The sequence below is a fragment of the Paraburkholderia sabiae genome (genome assembly GCF_030412785.1).
GTDB lineage: Bacteria > Pseudomonadota > Gammaproteobacteria > Burkholderiales > Burkholderiaceae > Paraburkholderia > Paraburkholderia sabiae.
The window spans coordinates 5,960,113-5,976,073 of record NZ_CP125295.1; the positions used below are offsets into that span (position 1 = coordinate 5,960,113).

At 63.3% G+C, this 15,961-nt stretch carries 14 protein-coding genes; 8 read left to right on the top strand and 6 right to left on the bottom strand.

The annotated features are described in order from the left end of the window. Nucleotides 1-7: 7 nt before the first annotated feature. The 3 genes from QEN71_RS26700 (at nucleotide 8) to QEN71_RS26710 (ending at nucleotide 2,612) form a co-directional block, all read left to right on the top strand. The gene (locus QEN71_RS26700; RefSeq protein ID WP_201649032.1) at nucleotides 8-1,291 is read left to right on the top strand and encodes a THUMP domain-containing class I SAM-dependent RNA methyltransferase; all 1,284 of its coding nucleotides are present in this window, start codon (nucleotides 8-10) and stop codon (nucleotides 1,289-1,291) included. 167 nt (nucleotides 1,292-1,458) lie between these two features. Further along, nucleotides 1,459-1,842 carry a VOC family protein gene (locus tag QEN71_RS26705; protein WP_201649033.1) on the top strand — a complete coding sequence of 128 codons (384 nt, stop codon included), beginning with the start codon at nucleotides 1,459-1,461 and terminating at the stop codon, nucleotides 1,840-1,842. 83 nt (nucleotides 1,843-1,925) lie between these two features. Further along, nucleotides 1,926-2,612 carry a helix-turn-helix transcriptional regulator gene (locus QEN71_RS26710; RefSeq protein ID WP_223959248.1) on the top strand — a complete coding sequence of 229 codons (687 nt, stop codon included), beginning with the start codon at nucleotides 1,926-1,928 and terminating at the stop codon, nucleotides 2,610-2,612. Nucleotides 2,613-3,151: 539 nt separating this feature from the next. Here QEN71_RS26710 and QEN71_RS26715 read toward each other — a convergent pair. From QEN71_RS26715 to QEN71_RS26730, 4 genes are all read right to left on the bottom strand, one after another. Next, a complete protein-coding gene (locus QEN71_RS26715) occupies nucleotides 3,152-4,291 on the bottom strand; it encodes an IS481 family transposase (RefSeq protein WP_290468225.1) in 1,140 nt (379 codons plus the stop codon). Nucleotides 4,292-4,517: 226 nt separating this feature from the next. Further along, entirely contained in the window at nucleotides 4,518-5,969 is a 1,452-nt protein-coding gene (locus QEN71_RS26720; RefSeq protein ID WP_201655662.1) for an NAD(P)(+) transhydrogenase (Re/Si-specific) subunit beta, read from the bottom strand. Next, a complete protein-coding gene (locus tag QEN71_RS26725) occupies nucleotides 5,970-6,293 on the bottom strand; it encodes an NAD(P) transhydrogenase subunit alpha (RefSeq protein WP_012401918.1) in 324 nt (107 codons plus the stop codon). It lies immediately after the preceding gene. A gap of 19 nt (nucleotides 6,294-6,312) precedes the next feature. Beyond that, nucleotides 6,313-7,455, bottom strand: a complete 1,143-nt coding sequence (locus QEN71_RS26730) for a Re/Si-specific NAD(P)(+) transhydrogenase subunit alpha (RefSeq protein WP_201655665.1) — start codon at nucleotides 7,453-7,455, stop codon at nucleotides 6,313-6,315. 290 nt (nucleotides 7,456-7,745) lie between these two features. Here QEN71_RS26730 and QEN71_RS26735 point away from each other — a divergent pair, with 290 nt between their 5' ends. The 3 genes from QEN71_RS26735 (at nucleotide 7,746) to QEN71_RS26745 (ending at nucleotide 11,265) form a co-directional block, all read left to right on the top strand. Next, the gene (locus tag QEN71_RS26735) at nucleotides 7,746-8,243 is read left to right on the top strand and encodes an NUDIX hydrolase (RefSeq protein ID WP_201655668.1); all 498 of its coding nucleotides are present in this window, start codon (nucleotides 7,746-7,748) and stop codon (nucleotides 8,241-8,243) included. Between the two features lie 49 nt (nucleotides 8,244-8,292). Next, nucleotides 8,293-9,447 carry a tRNA 2-thiouridine(34) synthase MnmA gene (mnmA, locus tag QEN71_RS26740; protein WP_201655671.1) on the top strand — a complete coding sequence of 385 codons (1,155 nt, stop codon included), beginning with the start codon at nucleotides 8,293-8,295 and terminating at the stop codon, nucleotides 9,445-9,447. Between the two features lie 204 nt (nucleotides 9,448-9,651). Beyond that, nucleotides 9,652-11,265: an FMN-binding glutamate synthase family protein gene (locus QEN71_RS26745; protein WP_201655674.1), complete on the top strand. Its 1,614-nt coding sequence runs from the start codon at nucleotides 9,652-9,654 to the stop codon at nucleotides 11,263-11,265. Nucleotides 11,266-11,358: 93 nt separating this feature from the next. Here QEN71_RS26745 and loiP read toward each other — a convergent pair whose 3' ends face one another. Together loiP and QEN71_RS26755 are read right to left on the bottom strand one after the other, a co-directional pair. After that, on the bottom strand, nucleotides 11,359-12,114 hold the full coding sequence (gene loiP / locus QEN71_RS26750; protein ID WP_201655677.1) for a metalloprotease LoiP: 756 nt from the start codon (nucleotides 12,112-12,114) through the stop codon (nucleotides 11,359-11,361). A 196-nt stretch (nucleotides 12,115-12,310) separates the two neighbouring features. Further along, nucleotides 12,311-12,919 (bottom strand): glutathione S-transferase N-terminal domain-containing protein, encoded by a 609-nt coding sequence (locus tag QEN71_RS26755; protein WP_201655680.1) that lies wholly within the window; start codon nucleotides 12,917-12,919, stop codon nucleotides 12,311-12,313. Between the two features lie 330 nt (nucleotides 12,920-13,249). Between QEN71_RS26755 and QEN71_RS26760 the strand changes: the two genes are divergently transcribed. Both QEN71_RS26760 and QEN71_RS26765 read left to right on the top strand, forming a co-directional pair. After that, a complete protein-coding gene (locus QEN71_RS26760; RefSeq protein WP_201655683.1) occupies nucleotides 13,250-14,641 on the top strand; it encodes an aminopeptidase P N-terminal domain-containing protein in 1,392 nt (463 codons plus the stop codon). 23 nt (nucleotides 14,642-14,664) lie between these two features. Next, complete coding sequence (locus QEN71_RS26765; RefSeq protein WP_201655686.1) at nucleotides 14,665-15,873, top strand: UbiH/UbiF/VisC/COQ6 family ubiquinone biosynthesis hydroxylase; 1,209 nt, start codon at nucleotides 14,665-14,667, stop codon at nucleotides 15,871-15,873. Nucleotides 15,874-15,961: the final 88 nt, after the last annotated feature.

Genomic DNA, 15,961 nt, shown 5'->3' on the forward strand with positions numbered 1-15,961 from the left:
AATCTCCATGTCCTTCGAATTTTTCATCCCCTGCCCGCGCGGCCTCGAAGCCGCGCTCGCCGCCGAACTCGCCGAGATCGCCGCGCGTCATCTGAACGGCGCGCCGTTCACCGCCGGCGCGCAGGTGCCCGGCGGCGTGCACTTCAAGGGCGGCTGGGCAGCCGGCATGGCCGCCAACCTGCATTCGCGGATCGCGAGCCGCGTGCTGCTGAAGATCGCGCATCGCCCGTACCGCAACGAGCAGGACATTTTTGCGCTCGCGCTCGAACAGAGCTGGGAGCAATGGTTCTCGGCGAACGAGACGCTGCGCGTCGACGTCACCGCAATCAAGTCACCGCTGCGCAGCCTCGAATTCGCGACGTTGCGCGTGAAGGACGGGATCTGCGACCGTCTGCGCGACAAGACGGGCGCACGTCCGAGCATCGACACGGGCGCGCCCGACGTGCGCGTGTTCGCGTTCCTGACGGCCACCGACTGCACGCTGTATCTCGACACGTCCGGCGAACCGCTTTTCAAGCGAGGCTGGCGTCTCGACAAGGGCGCGGCGCCGCTGCGCGAGAATCTCGCGGCGGGCATTCTGCGGCTGACGGGCTGGACGCCGGGCACGCCGCTGTACGACCCGATGTGCGGCAGCGGCACGTTCCTCGCGGAAGCCGCGCAGGTCGCGCTGAACATTGCGCCGGGCGTCGACCGGCGCTTCGGTTTCGAGCGCTTCAAGCAGTACGACGTGTCGGCTTGGCAGTCGCTGAAGGTCGCGGCGCAGGACGCGAAACGCGCGGCGCGCGCGGGCCGCAAAGATCTGCTGATCTTCGGCAGCGACATCTCCGACAACATGCTCGACAAGGCGCGCATGAACTTCGAGCGCGCCGGTTTCCCGGCGCTGCCGCTGAAGCAGATCGACGCGCGCAATATGACGCCGCCTGTCGCCGAAGCGGGCATCCTTGTCGCGAATCCGCCGTATGGCGAGCGGATCGAAGTGCGCGGGCGAGGTCCGCGCGGCGAGATCCGCAACACGGGACGCGAGGAAGGCGGGTTCCGCCGCGCAGAGACGGCCGATACGCCGGACATGACCGAGTTCTTCCAGTCGTTCGGCGATGCGCTCAAGAAGCGCTTTACCGGCTGGCACGCGTTCGTGCTGACCTCGGATCGCAAGCTGCCGGGACAATTGCGTTTGCGCGAGTCGGCCAAGACGCCTTTGTATAACGGCGCGCTCGAATGCCGGTTGTTCCGCTTCGATCTGATTGCGGGCAGCGTGCGGCAAAGGCCGGCGGCGGATGAGTCGAAGGAGTAAGCGGTTTTCGTATTGTTAAACGAGGCGGGCGCGATGCCCGCTTTTTTATTGCCCGCGCTTCTGGTCGTCTCAACGCTACTGACAGAACGTTGTCAGTAGCACCCCAGCACACTTCTCCTACGCCATCCGGCGAAACACAAGGCACACGCCACTTACAGGAGAAGGTCATGTCAGCAGAACTCAATCGCGCGATCGCCTGGTTCGAAATCCCGTCCGTCGATTTCGACCGCGCCGTCCGTTTCTACGAAGCCGCGCTCGATACGCAACTGCGCCGCGAAGACTTCGGCGTGCCGATGGCGATCTTCAGCTACGACGAGCCGTCGACGGGCGGTTCCATCGTCAAGAGTTCGACGCTGGAGCCGTCGTCGACGGGATCGCTCGTTTATCTGAACGCACGGCCGACCGTCAATGCGACGCTTGAACGCGTGAAGCGCGCGGGCGGCAAGGTCGAAGGGCCTGCCGTGCAGTTGCCGAACGACATCGGCTGGATCGGATTTTTCACCGACACGGAAGGCAACCGCATCGGTCTGCATTCGAAGACCAACGGATGAGGTGACGCGGGACGCGCCGGGAGAGTGTCGTGCGGCGCTATCATCGCGGGAGATTGCCCGTCTATTTCCGGGAGACTCCTACGATGACGCGTCGCGCCGACCGCCTGTTCCAGATCGCCGAGCTGCTGCGCGGCCGAAGGCTGACGACGGCACAGCAACTCGCCGACTGGCTGCATGTGTCGTTGCGGACGGTGTATCGCGATGTGCAGGATTTGCAGTTGTCGGGCGTGCCGATTGAAGGCGAGCCGGGAATCGGCTACCGGCTGAGTCGCAGCGCGAGCCTACCGCCGCTTACCTTCACCGCTGACGAGCTGATGGCGCTGGCCGCCGGCGCGCGGATGCTCGAATCATGGGGCGGCGAAAGCATGGCGGCGGGGGCGCGCGGCGCGCTGGCCAAGATCGCGTCCGCGATGCCCGCCGACAAGCGTGCGGCCATCGATCGTCTTGCGTTTTTTGCGCCTTCGTTTCATGTCGATGGCGAGGTGTCTGTGATCGTCGATACGTTGCATCGGGCGATCGATGCGCGGCGTGTCGTTAGGTTTGCTTATCTCGACAGGCATGGTGCTGAGACTGAGCGGCGGGTTTGGCCGCTCGCTCTCGCTTATTGGGGAGCTCGGTTTACGCTTGGGGCCTGGTGTGAATTGCGGTGCGACTTCCGGCATTTCGCGCTTTCTAATATCGGCGCACTTGAAGTGCTTGAGGTGTTTCCTGATGTTGAAGGGAGAAGGCTCGCTGATTTCATGCGAAGTATCGGGGTTAAGGCGCGGTGAGTCCACGCGGGTTTTTGTTTTTCTGGCATCCGCGTTGTCGTGTCGGTGCTTCATGCGTTGCCCCTCTGCGGGGCGGCACCTACTTTTCTTTGCAGCGGCAAAGAAAAGTAGGCAAAAGAAAGCCGCTTCAAACCTCCGGTGTTTGTCAGGATGCCGCTACGGCACACGTTCCTTGAGCTGTCGCGCAGCGACGCAAACACTCCGTAGAAAGCTCGCAGTCAACCGCGCGCGGCGCGCAAGATGACATCCACTCGGGGCACATTCGGTCGGCTTGTTTTCGTGTGTTTGCCGTCGCTCTGATTGCGGCGATATGTGCTCCAGACTGTGCGTGGGTTTTCGCGCCGTGAGCGGTTGACTGCGGGGTTTCTACAGCGTGCGGACTTCGCTGCGCGACAGCTCAAAGTACCTGTGCCGAAGCGGTATCCTGGCAGGCACCGGAGGTTCAAAAGCGGCTTTCTTTTGCCTACTTTTCTTTGCCGCTGTGTACAGACTGGAGACATGGTTGACACATGTACGGGGACATCGTTGACACCTGATGGTCAGGGTTTGGGTGCCTTCAGGTCAAGTTTTGCGACGCGCTGATGGGCGAACCAGATCTCGATCACTCCGTCTTCCTTCTCACACGGGCGGGCTGCCACCTGCAGCCCCTTGAGCGCGATCGACAGCTTCAGTTTCTGGCCGCGCAGGCGCACCACGCCGCTGGCATTGACCCGTAAGACTTCATCGCCACAGCCGTATTCGGGCTCGGGCACCCGCTCGGGCATCGCGCGCAGGCTGCACGCGTAGCGCGTGATGGGCGTGGCCATCCCGAGTGCCTCGTGCGGACGTTCGACGTTGTACACGTGCCGCCAGCGATCCAGTGCCCGCTGCATGTCCTCGTGCGTGCTGAAGGCCTGCCGCTGCAGCACCTCGGCCTTCAGCGTGCGGTGAAACCGTTCGTCCTTGCCGTTGGTCTGCGGGTGATACGGCCGGCTGTAGCTCACCTCGATGCCCAGCCGGATCAGCCAGACCGCCAGTTCGGTGAGTTGCCCCGGCGCGCCGGGCGAGCCCCACGGCGCCCCATTGTCGGTGTTGATGCGCGCGGGCAGCCCGTAGCAGCGGAACGCGCGCTCGAGCGCGGCCTGCACGACCTGCGTGGTGGTGCGCGAGCAGGCGCTCAGCACGATGTTGTAGCGCGAGTGATCATCGATGACCGTCAGCGGCATGCAGCGCCCATCCTTCAGCGTCTGGACGTCACCCTTGAAGTCCATCTGCCACAGCAGGTTCGGATGCGCGTGCTCGAAGCGCTGCCAGTGCTGGCGCTGCTGCGACGCCTGTTCATCGATGAGCCCGTGGCGGCGCAGGATTTCGGTGATCGTGGCGGGCGCGGGCACCTCTGTCTCACCCAGATCCCTCAGGCGCCGTTCGATCTTGCGTCCGCCCCAGCCATGTTCGCGACGCAGTTCCAGCACCCGCGCTTCGATGTGTTCAGGTGAGCGCAGGGGGCTGTGGTGCGGGCGTCGGGAGCGGTCGGCCAGCCCGCCGGGGCCTTCGGCCTTGTGACGGTCCAGCCACTTGTAGCCGGTCTGGCGGCTGATCCGGTAGCGCCGGCATAGCTCGCTGAATGACAGGGCCTGTGTGGCGGCCAGGCTGACGAATTCTTCGCGAAGATTCATGGTGTTTTTTGCTTCCCAGGGCATGGTTGAATCCGGGCGTTTGATTACCCGAAAGTGTCAACCATGTCCCTGTACACCTGTCAGCTACGTCTCCAGTCTTTACACCGCTGCAAAGAAAAGTAGGTGCCGCCCCGCACAGGGGCAACGCGTGAAGCACCAATACGAATTCGCGGATGCCAGAAAAACAAAAACCCGCGGAGGGGCAAAAAAACCACCACCCCGCGGGTACGCAAAAACCAAAACCCCAACCTCAATCTACAGCCTTAACCATATCCTCGATGACCTTCTTGGCATCACCAAACACCATCATGGTCTTGTCCATATAGAAGAGATCGTTATCGAGCCCGGCATACCCAGCCGCCATAGACCGCTTGTTGACGATCACAGTACGAGCCTTATAGGCCTCAATAATCGGCATACCAGCAATCGGCGACTTCGGATCAGTCTTGGCCGCAGGATTCACAACGTCATTCGCGCCAAGCACAAGCACCACATCGACCTGGCCAAATTCACCGTTGATATCTTCCATCTCATGCACGATCTCATACGGCACTTCGGCTTCGGCGAGCAGCACGTTCATATGCCCAGGCATCCGCCCCGCGACAGGGTGAATCGCATACTTCACGTCCACGCCCTTCTCGATCAGCAGATCGGTCAGTTCCTTCAACGCGTGCTGAGCGCGCGCCACGGCCAGACCATAACCCGGCACGATCACAACGGTCTCGGCATTGCCGAGCATGAACGAGGCATCCTCAGCCGAACCCGACTTCACCGGCTTCTGTTCGCCCGAACCGGCCGCCGCAGCCGCGCCTGCTTCGCCGCCGAAGCCGCCCAGAATCACGTTGAAGAACGAGCGGTTCATCGCCTTGCACATGATGTACGACAGAATCGCACCCGACGAACCGACCAGCGAACCGGCAATGATCAGCATCGCGTTGTTCAGCGAGAAGCCGATGCCCGCCGCCGCCCAGCCCGAGTACGAGTTCAGCATCGACACGACCACGGGCATGTCCGCGCCGCCGATCGGGATGATGATCAGCACGCCCAGCGCAAACGCGATCAGCGTCATGATGATGAACGGCAGCCACGATTGCGTGAGGAAGAAGATCACGCCGAAGCCGATCATCGCGAGCGCAAGCAGCAGGTTGATCAGATGCTGGCCCGGATACACGACAGGCGCGCCCTGAAACAGCCGGAACTTGTACTTGCCCGACAGCTTGCCGAACGCGATCACCGAACCGCTGAACGTAATCGCGCCGACGAACGTGCCGATGAACAGCTCAATCCGGTTGCCGTAGGGCAAGAAGCCAGGGATTCCTTCTTCGGCGCCCAGCCCGAACGCAGCCGGTTCCGATACGACGGCATACGCGATACACACTGCCGCCATACCGATCAGCGAGTGCATCGCCGCGACCAGTTCCGGCATCTTCGTCATCTCGACGCGCGCCGCGACGAACGCGCCGATCCCGCCGCCGACAATCAGCGCGACGAACACCAGCGACAAACCGAGCGACAGATTCGAACCGAGCACTGCGGCCTGCTTCGCGATCAGCGCGACGGTCGTCAGAATCGCGATCGCCATGCCGACCATGCCGAACAGATTACCCGTTCGTGCCGTCTTCGGATTCGACAGCCCCTTGAGCGCCTGAATGAAACAGACGGAGGCGATCAGGTAGAGAAGCGTAACGACGTTCAGGCTCATTTACGCACCCTCCTTCGGGCCAGCAATCTTCTTCGGCTCTTTCTTCTTGAACATCTCCAGCATTCGCCTCGTTACGAGGAATCCGCCGAACACGTTCACCGCCGCGAGCGCGACCGCAACCGTGCCGAAGAACTTGCCCGTGCCGCCGACGGTGAGGCCAGCAGCGAGCATCGCGCCGACGATCACGATCGCCGAAATCGCATTCGTCACGGCCATCAGCGGCGTGTGCAATGCGGGCGTCACATTCCAGACAACGTGGTAGCCGACGTAGATCGCCAGCACGAAAATGATCAGATTGATCACGGTATGGTTGATGACTTCCATCACCCGTCTCCTTTGTCTCTTATGCCTTGCGCGTGACTTCGCCATCGCGTGCCAGCAGCGTGGCCGCGACGATGTCGTCCGCGAGATCGATATTGAGCGTGCCTTCCTTCGTGACGATCAGCTTCATGAAGTCGAGCAGATTGCGCGCGTACAGCGCCGAAGCATCCGAAGCGACCATCGACGCGAGATTCGTATAGCCCGCGATAGTCACGCCATGCTTGACGACGACCTTGTCCGCTTCCGTCAGCGGACAGTTACCGCCGCGCTGGCCTTCGTACTCGGCGCCGCGTCCGGCCGCGAGGTCGATCAGCACGGAACCCGGCTTCATCGCCTGCACGGCTTCGACGGACAGCAGCGTCGGTGCCGCACGGCCCGGAATCAGCGCCGTCGAAATGACGATGTCGGCCTGCTTCGCACGCTCGTGGACGAGCACCGACTGGCGCGCGAGCCAAGAAGGCGGCATCGGCCGCGCATAGCCGCCGACGCCTTGCGCTGCTTCGCGCTCCTCATCGGTTTCGTAAGGCACATCGAGAAACTTCGCACCGAGCGATTCGATCTGCTCTTTCACGGCAGGCCGCACGTCGGACGCTTCGATCACGGCGCCGAGGCGCTTCGCGGTCGCAATCGCCTGCAAGCCCGCGACGCCTGCGCCGAGAATCAGCACGCGCGCGGCTTTCACCGTGCCCGCCGCCGTCATCAGCATCGGCATGAAGCGCGGATACAGATCGGCGGCAAGCAGCACCGCTTTGTAGCCCGCAATGTTGGCTTGAGACGACAGTACGTCGAGGCTTTGCGCGCGTGTCGTACGCGGCGCGGCTTCGAGCGCGAACGCAGTAATGCCCGCAGTTGCTAGCTTCGATGCGTTTTCAGTATTAAACGGCTCAAGCATGCCGACCAGCACTGCGCTGCGTTTAAGAAGCGGCAGTTCTGAATCGGTCGGGCTTTGAACCTTGAGAACGAGTTCTGCGCCGAATGCGCCAGGCGCATCGACGAGTTCGGCGCCCGCTGCTGCGTACGCGTCGTCCAGATAACTTGCGGCCGTTCCTGCGCCGCGCTGTACGCTAACCCTGTGGCCCTGCGACACGTACTTCTTGACCGTCTCGGGCGTCGCGGCGACGCGTGTTTCGTACGGCCGCGTCTCGGCTGGCACTCCGATGTGCATCGTGAATCCTCCTCGACCATCCTGTTATGAAAATCTGGAATCGCCGACGAGGGGCAACGCCGGCAATGCAAAAAAGGCAAGTGCAACGGCTACGCACGGCTGGGGCTCAGCCACGAGATCCACTTTAACCGAAGTCCAGGGGCGGATCGAAATTGGTAACGATCCCGGTATTCAGGAACACGATCCTTATGTCTTTCCGTGCCTTTTTCACCGTTCTGTGCTAGGCCGCGGCCCTTCCTCACTTGTCGGGCGTCGGCAAGCGCGGGCCATAAACGGTAAAATGCCGTCCCATGAAACCGGAAACCTGGGCTCCGCATGTCACGGTGGCGGCTGTCGTCGAACGCGACGGGCGCTTCCTGCTGGTCGAAGAACACACGGCCGCCGGGCTGCGGCTGAACCAGCCCGCCGGGCATCTCGAAGCGGGCGAAACACTGGCGCAAGCCGTCGTCCGCGAGACGCTCGAAGAGACGGCGCAGAAGTTCGCGCCCGAGGCGCTGGTCGGCGTGTACATGACGCATTTCAGCCGGCCGACGACCGTTGACGGTCCACAGGATGGCGTCACGTATCTGCGCTTCACGTATTGCGGCACGACGGACGGCGAACCCGCCGAAGGCCGCGCGCTCGATCCCGACATCGTCCGTACCGTCTGGATGAGCGCCGACGATTTGCGCGCCTGCCCCGAGCGGCATCGCACGCCGCTCGTGATGCAATGTGTCGACGACTACCTCGCAGGCCGGCGTTTCCCGCTCGACTTCGTGCACACGCATTCGGTCGGGCCCTCCCGATAGAACGCGTGCTTCCGCACGAAGCACAGAGCAAGCAGTCAGGCAGATTCAGATGAGCAAAAAACGAGTGGTGGTAGGCATGTCGGGCGGCGTCGATTCGTCCGTCACGGCGTGGCTGCTGAAGGAACAGGGTTACGACGTCGTCGGCCTGTTCATGAAGAACTGGGAAGACGACGACGACAGCGAATACTGTTCGACGCGTCAGGACTGGATCGACGTCGTGTCCGTCGCGGACCTGATCGGCATCGACGTCGAAGCCGTCAACTTCGCGGCGGAATACAAGGACCGCGTGTTCGCCGAATTCCTGCGCGAATATTCGGCCGGCCGCACGCCGAACCCGGACGTGCTGTGCAACGCCGAAATCAAGTTCAAGGCCTTCCTCGATCACGCGATGTCGCTCGGCGCGGAAACCATCGCGACGGGCCACTACGCGCGCGTGCGCGAAGTCGAAGGCCGCTTCGAACTGCTCAAGGCGCTCGATCACACGAAAGATCAGTCGTACTTCCTGCATCGGCTGAATCAGGCGCAGTTGTCGAAGACGCTGTTCCCGCTCGGCGAAATCCCGAAGACGAAGGTGCGCGAGATCGCCGAACAGATCGGCCTGCCGAACGCGAAGAAGAAGGATTCGACGGGCATCTGCTTCATCGGCGAGCGGCCGTTCCGCGACTTCCTGAACCGCTATCTCCCCACCAAGCCCGGCCCGATGAAAACCACCGACGGCAAGCGCGTCGGCGAACACATCGGCCTCGCGTTCTATACGTTCGGACAGCGCAAGGGCATCGGACTCGGCGGCAGCAAGGACGGCAGCGGCGAGCCGTGGTTCGTCGCGGGCAAGGACATCGAGTCGAACACGCTGTATGTCGCGCAGGGCCATGACCATCCGTGGCTGCTGAGCCATACGCTGACGGCGGGCAACACGAGCTGGGTCGCCGGACACGCGCCCGAAGTGGGTCATGCGTGCGCGGCCAAGACGCGGTATCGGCAGGCCGATGCGGCGTGCACGTTCGGCGCGGCAAACGCCGACGCAGATCCGAACACCCTCTTCTCACTTCATTTCGCCGACGCCCAATGGGCTGTCACACCGGGGCAATCGGCCGTGCTCTACGATGGCGACGTTTGCCTCGGCGGCGGGATCATCGAGCACGCGGCGACGGCCCAGCCGGTGACGCGTCAGCCGCAGAAGGCGGCGCTGCTGACGGCGCGGTGACCTCGTACTGAGCGCATCTTCCGCGTTGCTCCACGGCCCGCCGTGCGAGGAACGCTGCAATTCTTTCCGGTTCGATGTATCGTTCGCGGCGACGGTTGTCCCCGCCGCCGTTCCACACGACCCTGCGCCATAGAGCGCAACCGTAATGTCGATGTAAAGCGCCGCCGTGCGGACAACCCGTGAATTCACTGGAATGGAGTTGTCATGTTTTCTCGACGTTATCTGGCGATGTGGTGTGCCATCCTGCTGCTCGCGGCCTGCGCCGCGCTCGCGGCAACCGGTCACATCGCATGGCTGTGGATCATCGTGCCCGTGTTGCTGGTCGCGCTCGGCGCCTACGATCTGACGCAGGAGCGCCACGCGATCCTGCGCAACTATCCGCTCTGGGGCCATCTGCGCTTCCTGTTCGAGTTCATCCGGCCTGAGATCCGCCAATATTTCGTTGAAGACGACACGGAAGAAAAGCCGTTCTCGCGCGCACAGCGCAGCATCGTCTATCAGCGCGCGAAGAACGAAGTCGACAGCCGTCCGTACGGCACCGAAATGGACGTGAAGGCGACGGGCCACGAGTTCATCAGCCATTCGCTCGTGCCGACGAAACTCGATGGCCACGACTTCCGCATCGTCGTCGGCGCGAACCGCGCCAAACCGTATTCGATGTCGATCTTCAACATCTCGGCGATGAGCTTCGGCTCGCTGTCGGCGAACGCGATCCGCGCGCTGAACCTCGGCGCGAAGAAAGGCAACTTCGCGCACGACACGGGCGAAGGCTCGATGTCGAAATATCACCGCGAGCACGGTGGCGACATCATCTGGGAAATAGCGTCGGGCTACTTCGGTTGCCGCAACGACGACGGCACGTTCAACGCCGACAAGTTCGCGAAGCAGGCCGGCGAGCCGCAAGTGAAGATGATCGAAGTGAAGCTGTCGCAAGGCGCGAAGCCCGGACACGGCGGCGTGCTGCCCGCCGCGAAGATCACGCCGGAAATCGCCGAAACGCGCGGCGTGCCGATGGGCCGCGACTGCATTTCGCCCGCGACGCACTCCGAATTCTCGACGCCGCGCGAACTGCTCGAATTCGTCGAGCGGCTGCGCAATCTGTCGGGCGGCAAGCCGACGGGCTTCAAGCTGTGCATCGGTCATCCGTGGGAATTCTTCGGCATCGCCAAGGCCATGCTGGAAACGGGCATCCTGCCCGACTTCATCGTCGTCGACGGCGCGGAAGGCGGCACGGGCGCGGCGCCGCTCGAATTCACCGATCACATCGGCGTGCCGCTGCAGGAAGGACTGCTGCTCGTGCACAACACGCTGGTCGGCATCGGACTGCGCGACAAGATTCGCATCGGCGCAAGCGGCAAGATGATCACCGCGTTCGATATCGCCAAGACGCTCGCCATCGGCGCGGACTGGGTGAACGCGGCGCGCGGCTTCATGTTCGCCGTCGGCTGCATTCAGGCGCAGACGTGCCACACGGGCCGCTGCCCGACAGGCGTCGCGACGCAGGACCCGGTGCGTCAACGCGCGCTGATCGTCACCGACAAGTCGGACCGCGTGTTCAACTTCCACCACAACACGCTGCACGCGCTGCAGGAAATCGTCCAGGCCGCGGGCCTGCGCCATCCCGCCGATCTGCGCGCGCATCACATCGTGCGGCGCGTGTCGTCGTATGAAGTGCGGCTGATGTCCGATCTGCTGAAGTATCTCGAACCCGGCGATCTGCTGACGGGCCGCTACCGCTACACGCTCTATGAAAAATGGTGGCCGGTGGCGCGCAGCGATTCGTTCGCGCCGAACCTCGAAGAACCGGCCGTTGCATGACGCAGCGTTCGTTCTGAAGTGAAATAAAAAACGCGCGTTGGACTGACATCCAACGCGCGTTTTGTTTTGGCCGCGGTTTTGTCCGAAGCCGCGTTACTTGTTCGACGCGATGCGCTGCTGGATATGCTGCGCTCGCGCCGCCGACGCCGGATGCGAACTCAGCATGCTCGACTTGCCGCCGTCGAGCTTCGCGAGTTTCTGGAACGCGGTCACGAGTCCGGACGGGTCCTGGCCTTTCTTCTTCTGGATATCGAACGAATAATCGTCGGCGGCCGATTCCTGTGTTTGCGAGAACTGCGCGTTGATCAGCTTCTCGGAAAAGTCGCCGATCTGCGACGCCGAGAGCGCGCCCGTGACGCCGCCCGCCGACGATGCCACCGAGCGAACCGCCGATGTCGCATACGCGACCTGCATCGCCTTCTTCGTGTGACCGAGCGCGACGTGGCCCATTTCGTGGCCGACGACGCCGCGCACTTCGTCGTCCGTCATCATGTCCATCAGTCCGCTATAGACGCGCACGCAGCCGTTCGCCATCGCCCACGCGTTGACGTCCTTCGTGATGTAGACCTTGTAGTTGACGGGCACGCCATTGATGTTGTCGCCGAGCTGCGACGCGATCTTGTTCAGGCGCTTCGTGTAGGCGCTGCCGGCGGGCGCGATCTGGTTTTCCGAATCGAGCTGCGCGCAGGACTTGTCGGACAGCGTGCGCACGTCGGAGTCGGTGAGCGACGCGGCCTGCACGGCCTGCGAGCCGGACTGCACGAGCGAATTGGGATCGAGGCTCATCCCTGAACAGGCGACAAGCGTGCCGCACGCAGCGGCAACGAGAGCAACGCGGATCGTTTTCATGACGAACGTCCCTTTGACTGATGTTATCGATGGTCGCTTCCGGACAGACGCCCAAAAGCAAAGCGCCTGACGGACAGGCGCTTTTGTAACATGCAGAAAGGAAATGTCGAGGAAAACGTAAGCTTTCTTAACACTCCGTCGGTCTCAGGCGACACTCGCGCGGGCGTTCGATGCGCGATGAATCGCCGGATACCGTTCAGGTCAATACGGTGTCGATGAACGACTGGCGCTGCGACAGCTTCTGGTAGTACTTGTCGAGATTCGGATGAAGCTCGCGCCAGTTCAGCTGCGGCATGCGGAAGTCCAGATAGCTCAGCGCGCAGCCGACGGCCACGTCGGCGAGCGTGTAGTGGTTGCCCGCGCACCAGGCCTTCGTACCGAGGCCTTGCGCCATTGCTTTCAGGCCGTCGTCGATCTTGTGCTGCTGACGCGCGACCCACGATGCGCTGCGATGTTCTTCCTCGCGCAGCACGCCTTCCAGACGGATCAGCACGGCGGCGTCCATGATGCCGTCGGCGAGCGCTTCCCAGCAGCGCACTTCGACGCGCTCGCGGCCCGACTGCGGCACGAGCTTGCACACGGGCGACAGCGTGTCGACGTATTCGCAGATCACGCGTGAATCGAACACGGCCGCGCCGTCTTCCATCACGAGACACGGCACCTTGCCGACCGGATTGAAGTTGTGGATGGCCGTATCGTCGGCCCAGACGTTTTCGAGTTCGAACTTATAGTCGATTTTCTTCTCGGCGAGCACGATCCGCGCCTTGCGGACAAACGGGCTCGACAGCGAACCGATGAGTTTCATTCCATCCTGCCTCTATTGAAATTGGCCGAAAGCATACGTGCGTTGGCGGGCGTTGGAGGCTTTTCCATGCAACGCCCGCCGCGCTTCGCCGCCGGAACGGGTATGGCTGTCGACAGATTGCAACAATGCCGGCTGCCGGCGCGACGGTCTACCTGGCCAGATGGCCAGCATTCTCACAGCGCGGACGGCAAACGGACGCGAACGGGCGAGCCGGAACCAATTTCCGTTGGGCGATACAATCGCATCATTGAATCGCACCCTGCATCGCGGCAAACGACGTAGCCAGCCGCGCCGCCGTCCACTTCGCACGATGAACCGCCGACCGAACTCATGACCGATCTGACTCCGGCTATCGACATCTACCGCCAGCGCCGCGCGCGCGTGCTCGAGGCGCTGCGCGCGGCGGGCGGCGGCGTTGCAATCGTTCCGACTGCGCCCGAGGCACTGCGCAACCGCGACGCCGACTATCCGTACCGGCACGACAGCTACTTCTACTATCTGACCGGCTTCACCGAACCGGAAGCGACGCTCGTGCTCGATGCAAGCGCGAAGTCGAACGAGGCTTCGTCGATCCTCTTCTGCCGCGCGAAGAACGCGGAGCGCGAAACGTGGGAAGGCTTCCGCTTCGGCCCGGAAGGCGCACGCGAAGCATTCGGTTTCGACGCCGCTTTTGCGTTCGACGAAATCGACGCTCAACTGCCGCGCATCATCGCCGACAAGCCGGCGCTGCACTATGCGCTCGGCGCGTCGGAACAGTTCGACGGCAAGGTGCGTCAATGGCTCGACGCAGTACGCGTGCAGGGCAGAAGCGGCGTGCTGGCGCCGTCGGCCGTGCATGATCTGATGCCCTTGCTCGATGAGATGCGGCTCGTGAAAGACGACCACGAACTGTCGATCATGCGCCGCGCCGCCGCGATCTCCGCGCAGGCGCACCGTCGCGCGATGGCCGCGTGCCATCCGGGCGTGCGCGAATACGAACTCGAAGCCGAACTGCTGTACACGTTCCGCAAGCACGGCGCGCAGGCGCCCGCTTATGGTTCGATCGTGGCTGCGGGCGCGAATGCATGCGTGCTGCACTATCCGGCGGGCAATGCCGTCGCACAGGACGGCGACCTGATCCTGATCGATGCGGCGTGCGAACTGGATGGCTACGCGTCCGACATTACGCGCACGTTTCCAGCGAGCGGCCGCTTCACGCCCGCGCAGCGCGAGATCTACGATATCGTTCTGGCCGCGCAGCAAGCCGCCGTCGACGCGACGAAGGCGGGCGTCAGTTTCGACGCGCCGCATCAGGCCGCCGTACGCGTGCTTGCACAAGGGCTGCTCGACACGGGCATCCTGAATCGCGATCTGTTCGCAAGCGTCGATGAAGTGATCCAAGAGCGCGCCTACGCGCGTTTCTACATGCATCGGACGGGACACTGGATCGGCATGGACGTGCACGATGCAGGCGACTATCGCGAGCGCGGCGTGCCCGCCGATGAAAACGGCGCGCTGCCGTGGCGCACGCTCAAACCGGGCATGACGCTGACGATCGAGCCGGGCCTCTACATCCGCGCGGCGGACGACGTGCCCGAGAAGTACTGGAACATCGGCATTCGCATCGAGGACGACGCGATCGTGACGGCCACGGGCTGCGAGCTGATCACGCGCGACGTGCCCGTCGACGCCGACGAAATCGAAGCGCTGATGCACGAAGCGCAGACGACGGGCGCAGCCTGAGCGCCCAGGGAACAGAGAAGAAGATGAGCGAAGTCCAGCAAGCGGCGAGTGTGCCTTCGAACAACCTGCCCTACGACTACGACGTGACGATCGTCGGCGCAGGACCTGTCGGTCTCGCGCTCGCGGGCTGGCTGGCGCGCCGCAGCGCGACGCAGAAGCTGAGCGTCGCGCTGATCGACGCGCGCGAGCCCGAAGATTCGATTGCCGATCCGCGCGCAATCGCCGTGTCGCATGGCAGCCGGATGATTCTCGAACCATTGAGCTGGCCGTCGGACGCGACCGCGATCCAGCGCATTCACGTTTCGCAGCGTGGCCATTTCGGACGCACGCTGATCGATCACGCGGAACACGGCTTGCCCGCGCTCGGCTACGTGCTGCGTTACGGCTCGATCGTTCACGCACTCGCCGAGTCGGTGCGCGCGACGCCCGTGCACTGGTTCAAATCGACGAAAGCACAGGCGCCGCAGCAACTCGAAGACGACGGCGTGCTGCTGCCGATCGAAAGCGCGCACGTCACGCGCACGTTGCGCACGCGCATTCTGGTGAACGCGGAAGGCGGTCTGTTCGGCGAGCAGCAGGCAGGTTCCGGCGAAACGCGCGATTACGGGCAAACGGCGCTCGTCGGCACGGTGACGCTTTCGTCGCCGCAACCGCATGTGGCGTGGGAGCGCTTCACGCGGCAAGGTCCGATCGCCCTGCTGCCGACGGGCGGCGTGCGCGGCGCGGACTACGCGCTCGTCTGGTGCTGCGCGCCGGAGGAAGCGGCACGCCGTGCGCAATTGTCGGACGAAGACTTTCTGCGCGAACTGGGCGCGGAATTCGGCGACCGGATGGGCCGCTTCGTGCAGATCAAGGGCCGCGCCGCGTTCCCGCTCGGCCTGAATACCGTCGATACGCTCGTCAAAGGCAACGTCGTCGCGATCGGCAATGCGGCGCAGACGCTGCATCCCGTCGCGGGCCAAGGTCTGAACCTCGGCCTGCGCGATGCCCACGCGCTCGCCGACGCGCTCTCGCAATACGGCGCGACGCGCACCGCGCTGCTCGCCTTCGCGCAACGCCGCGCGCTGGATCGCCGCATGACGATCGGCGCCACCGATACGCTCGCCCGCCTCTTCACGATCGACTTTCCGCCGATTGCGACGCTGCGCGGCCTCGCGCTCACCGCGCTCGAATTCGTGCCGCCGCTGAAGACAGCATTGGCCCGCCAGATGATGTTCGGACAACGTCGCTGACGCCTGGCGAGATCGCACAAAAGTGGTCGCCGTTCTATGAACGCGGCCACTTTCATAGAAGATTTAATGAGTTACCTCAGATGCGGTT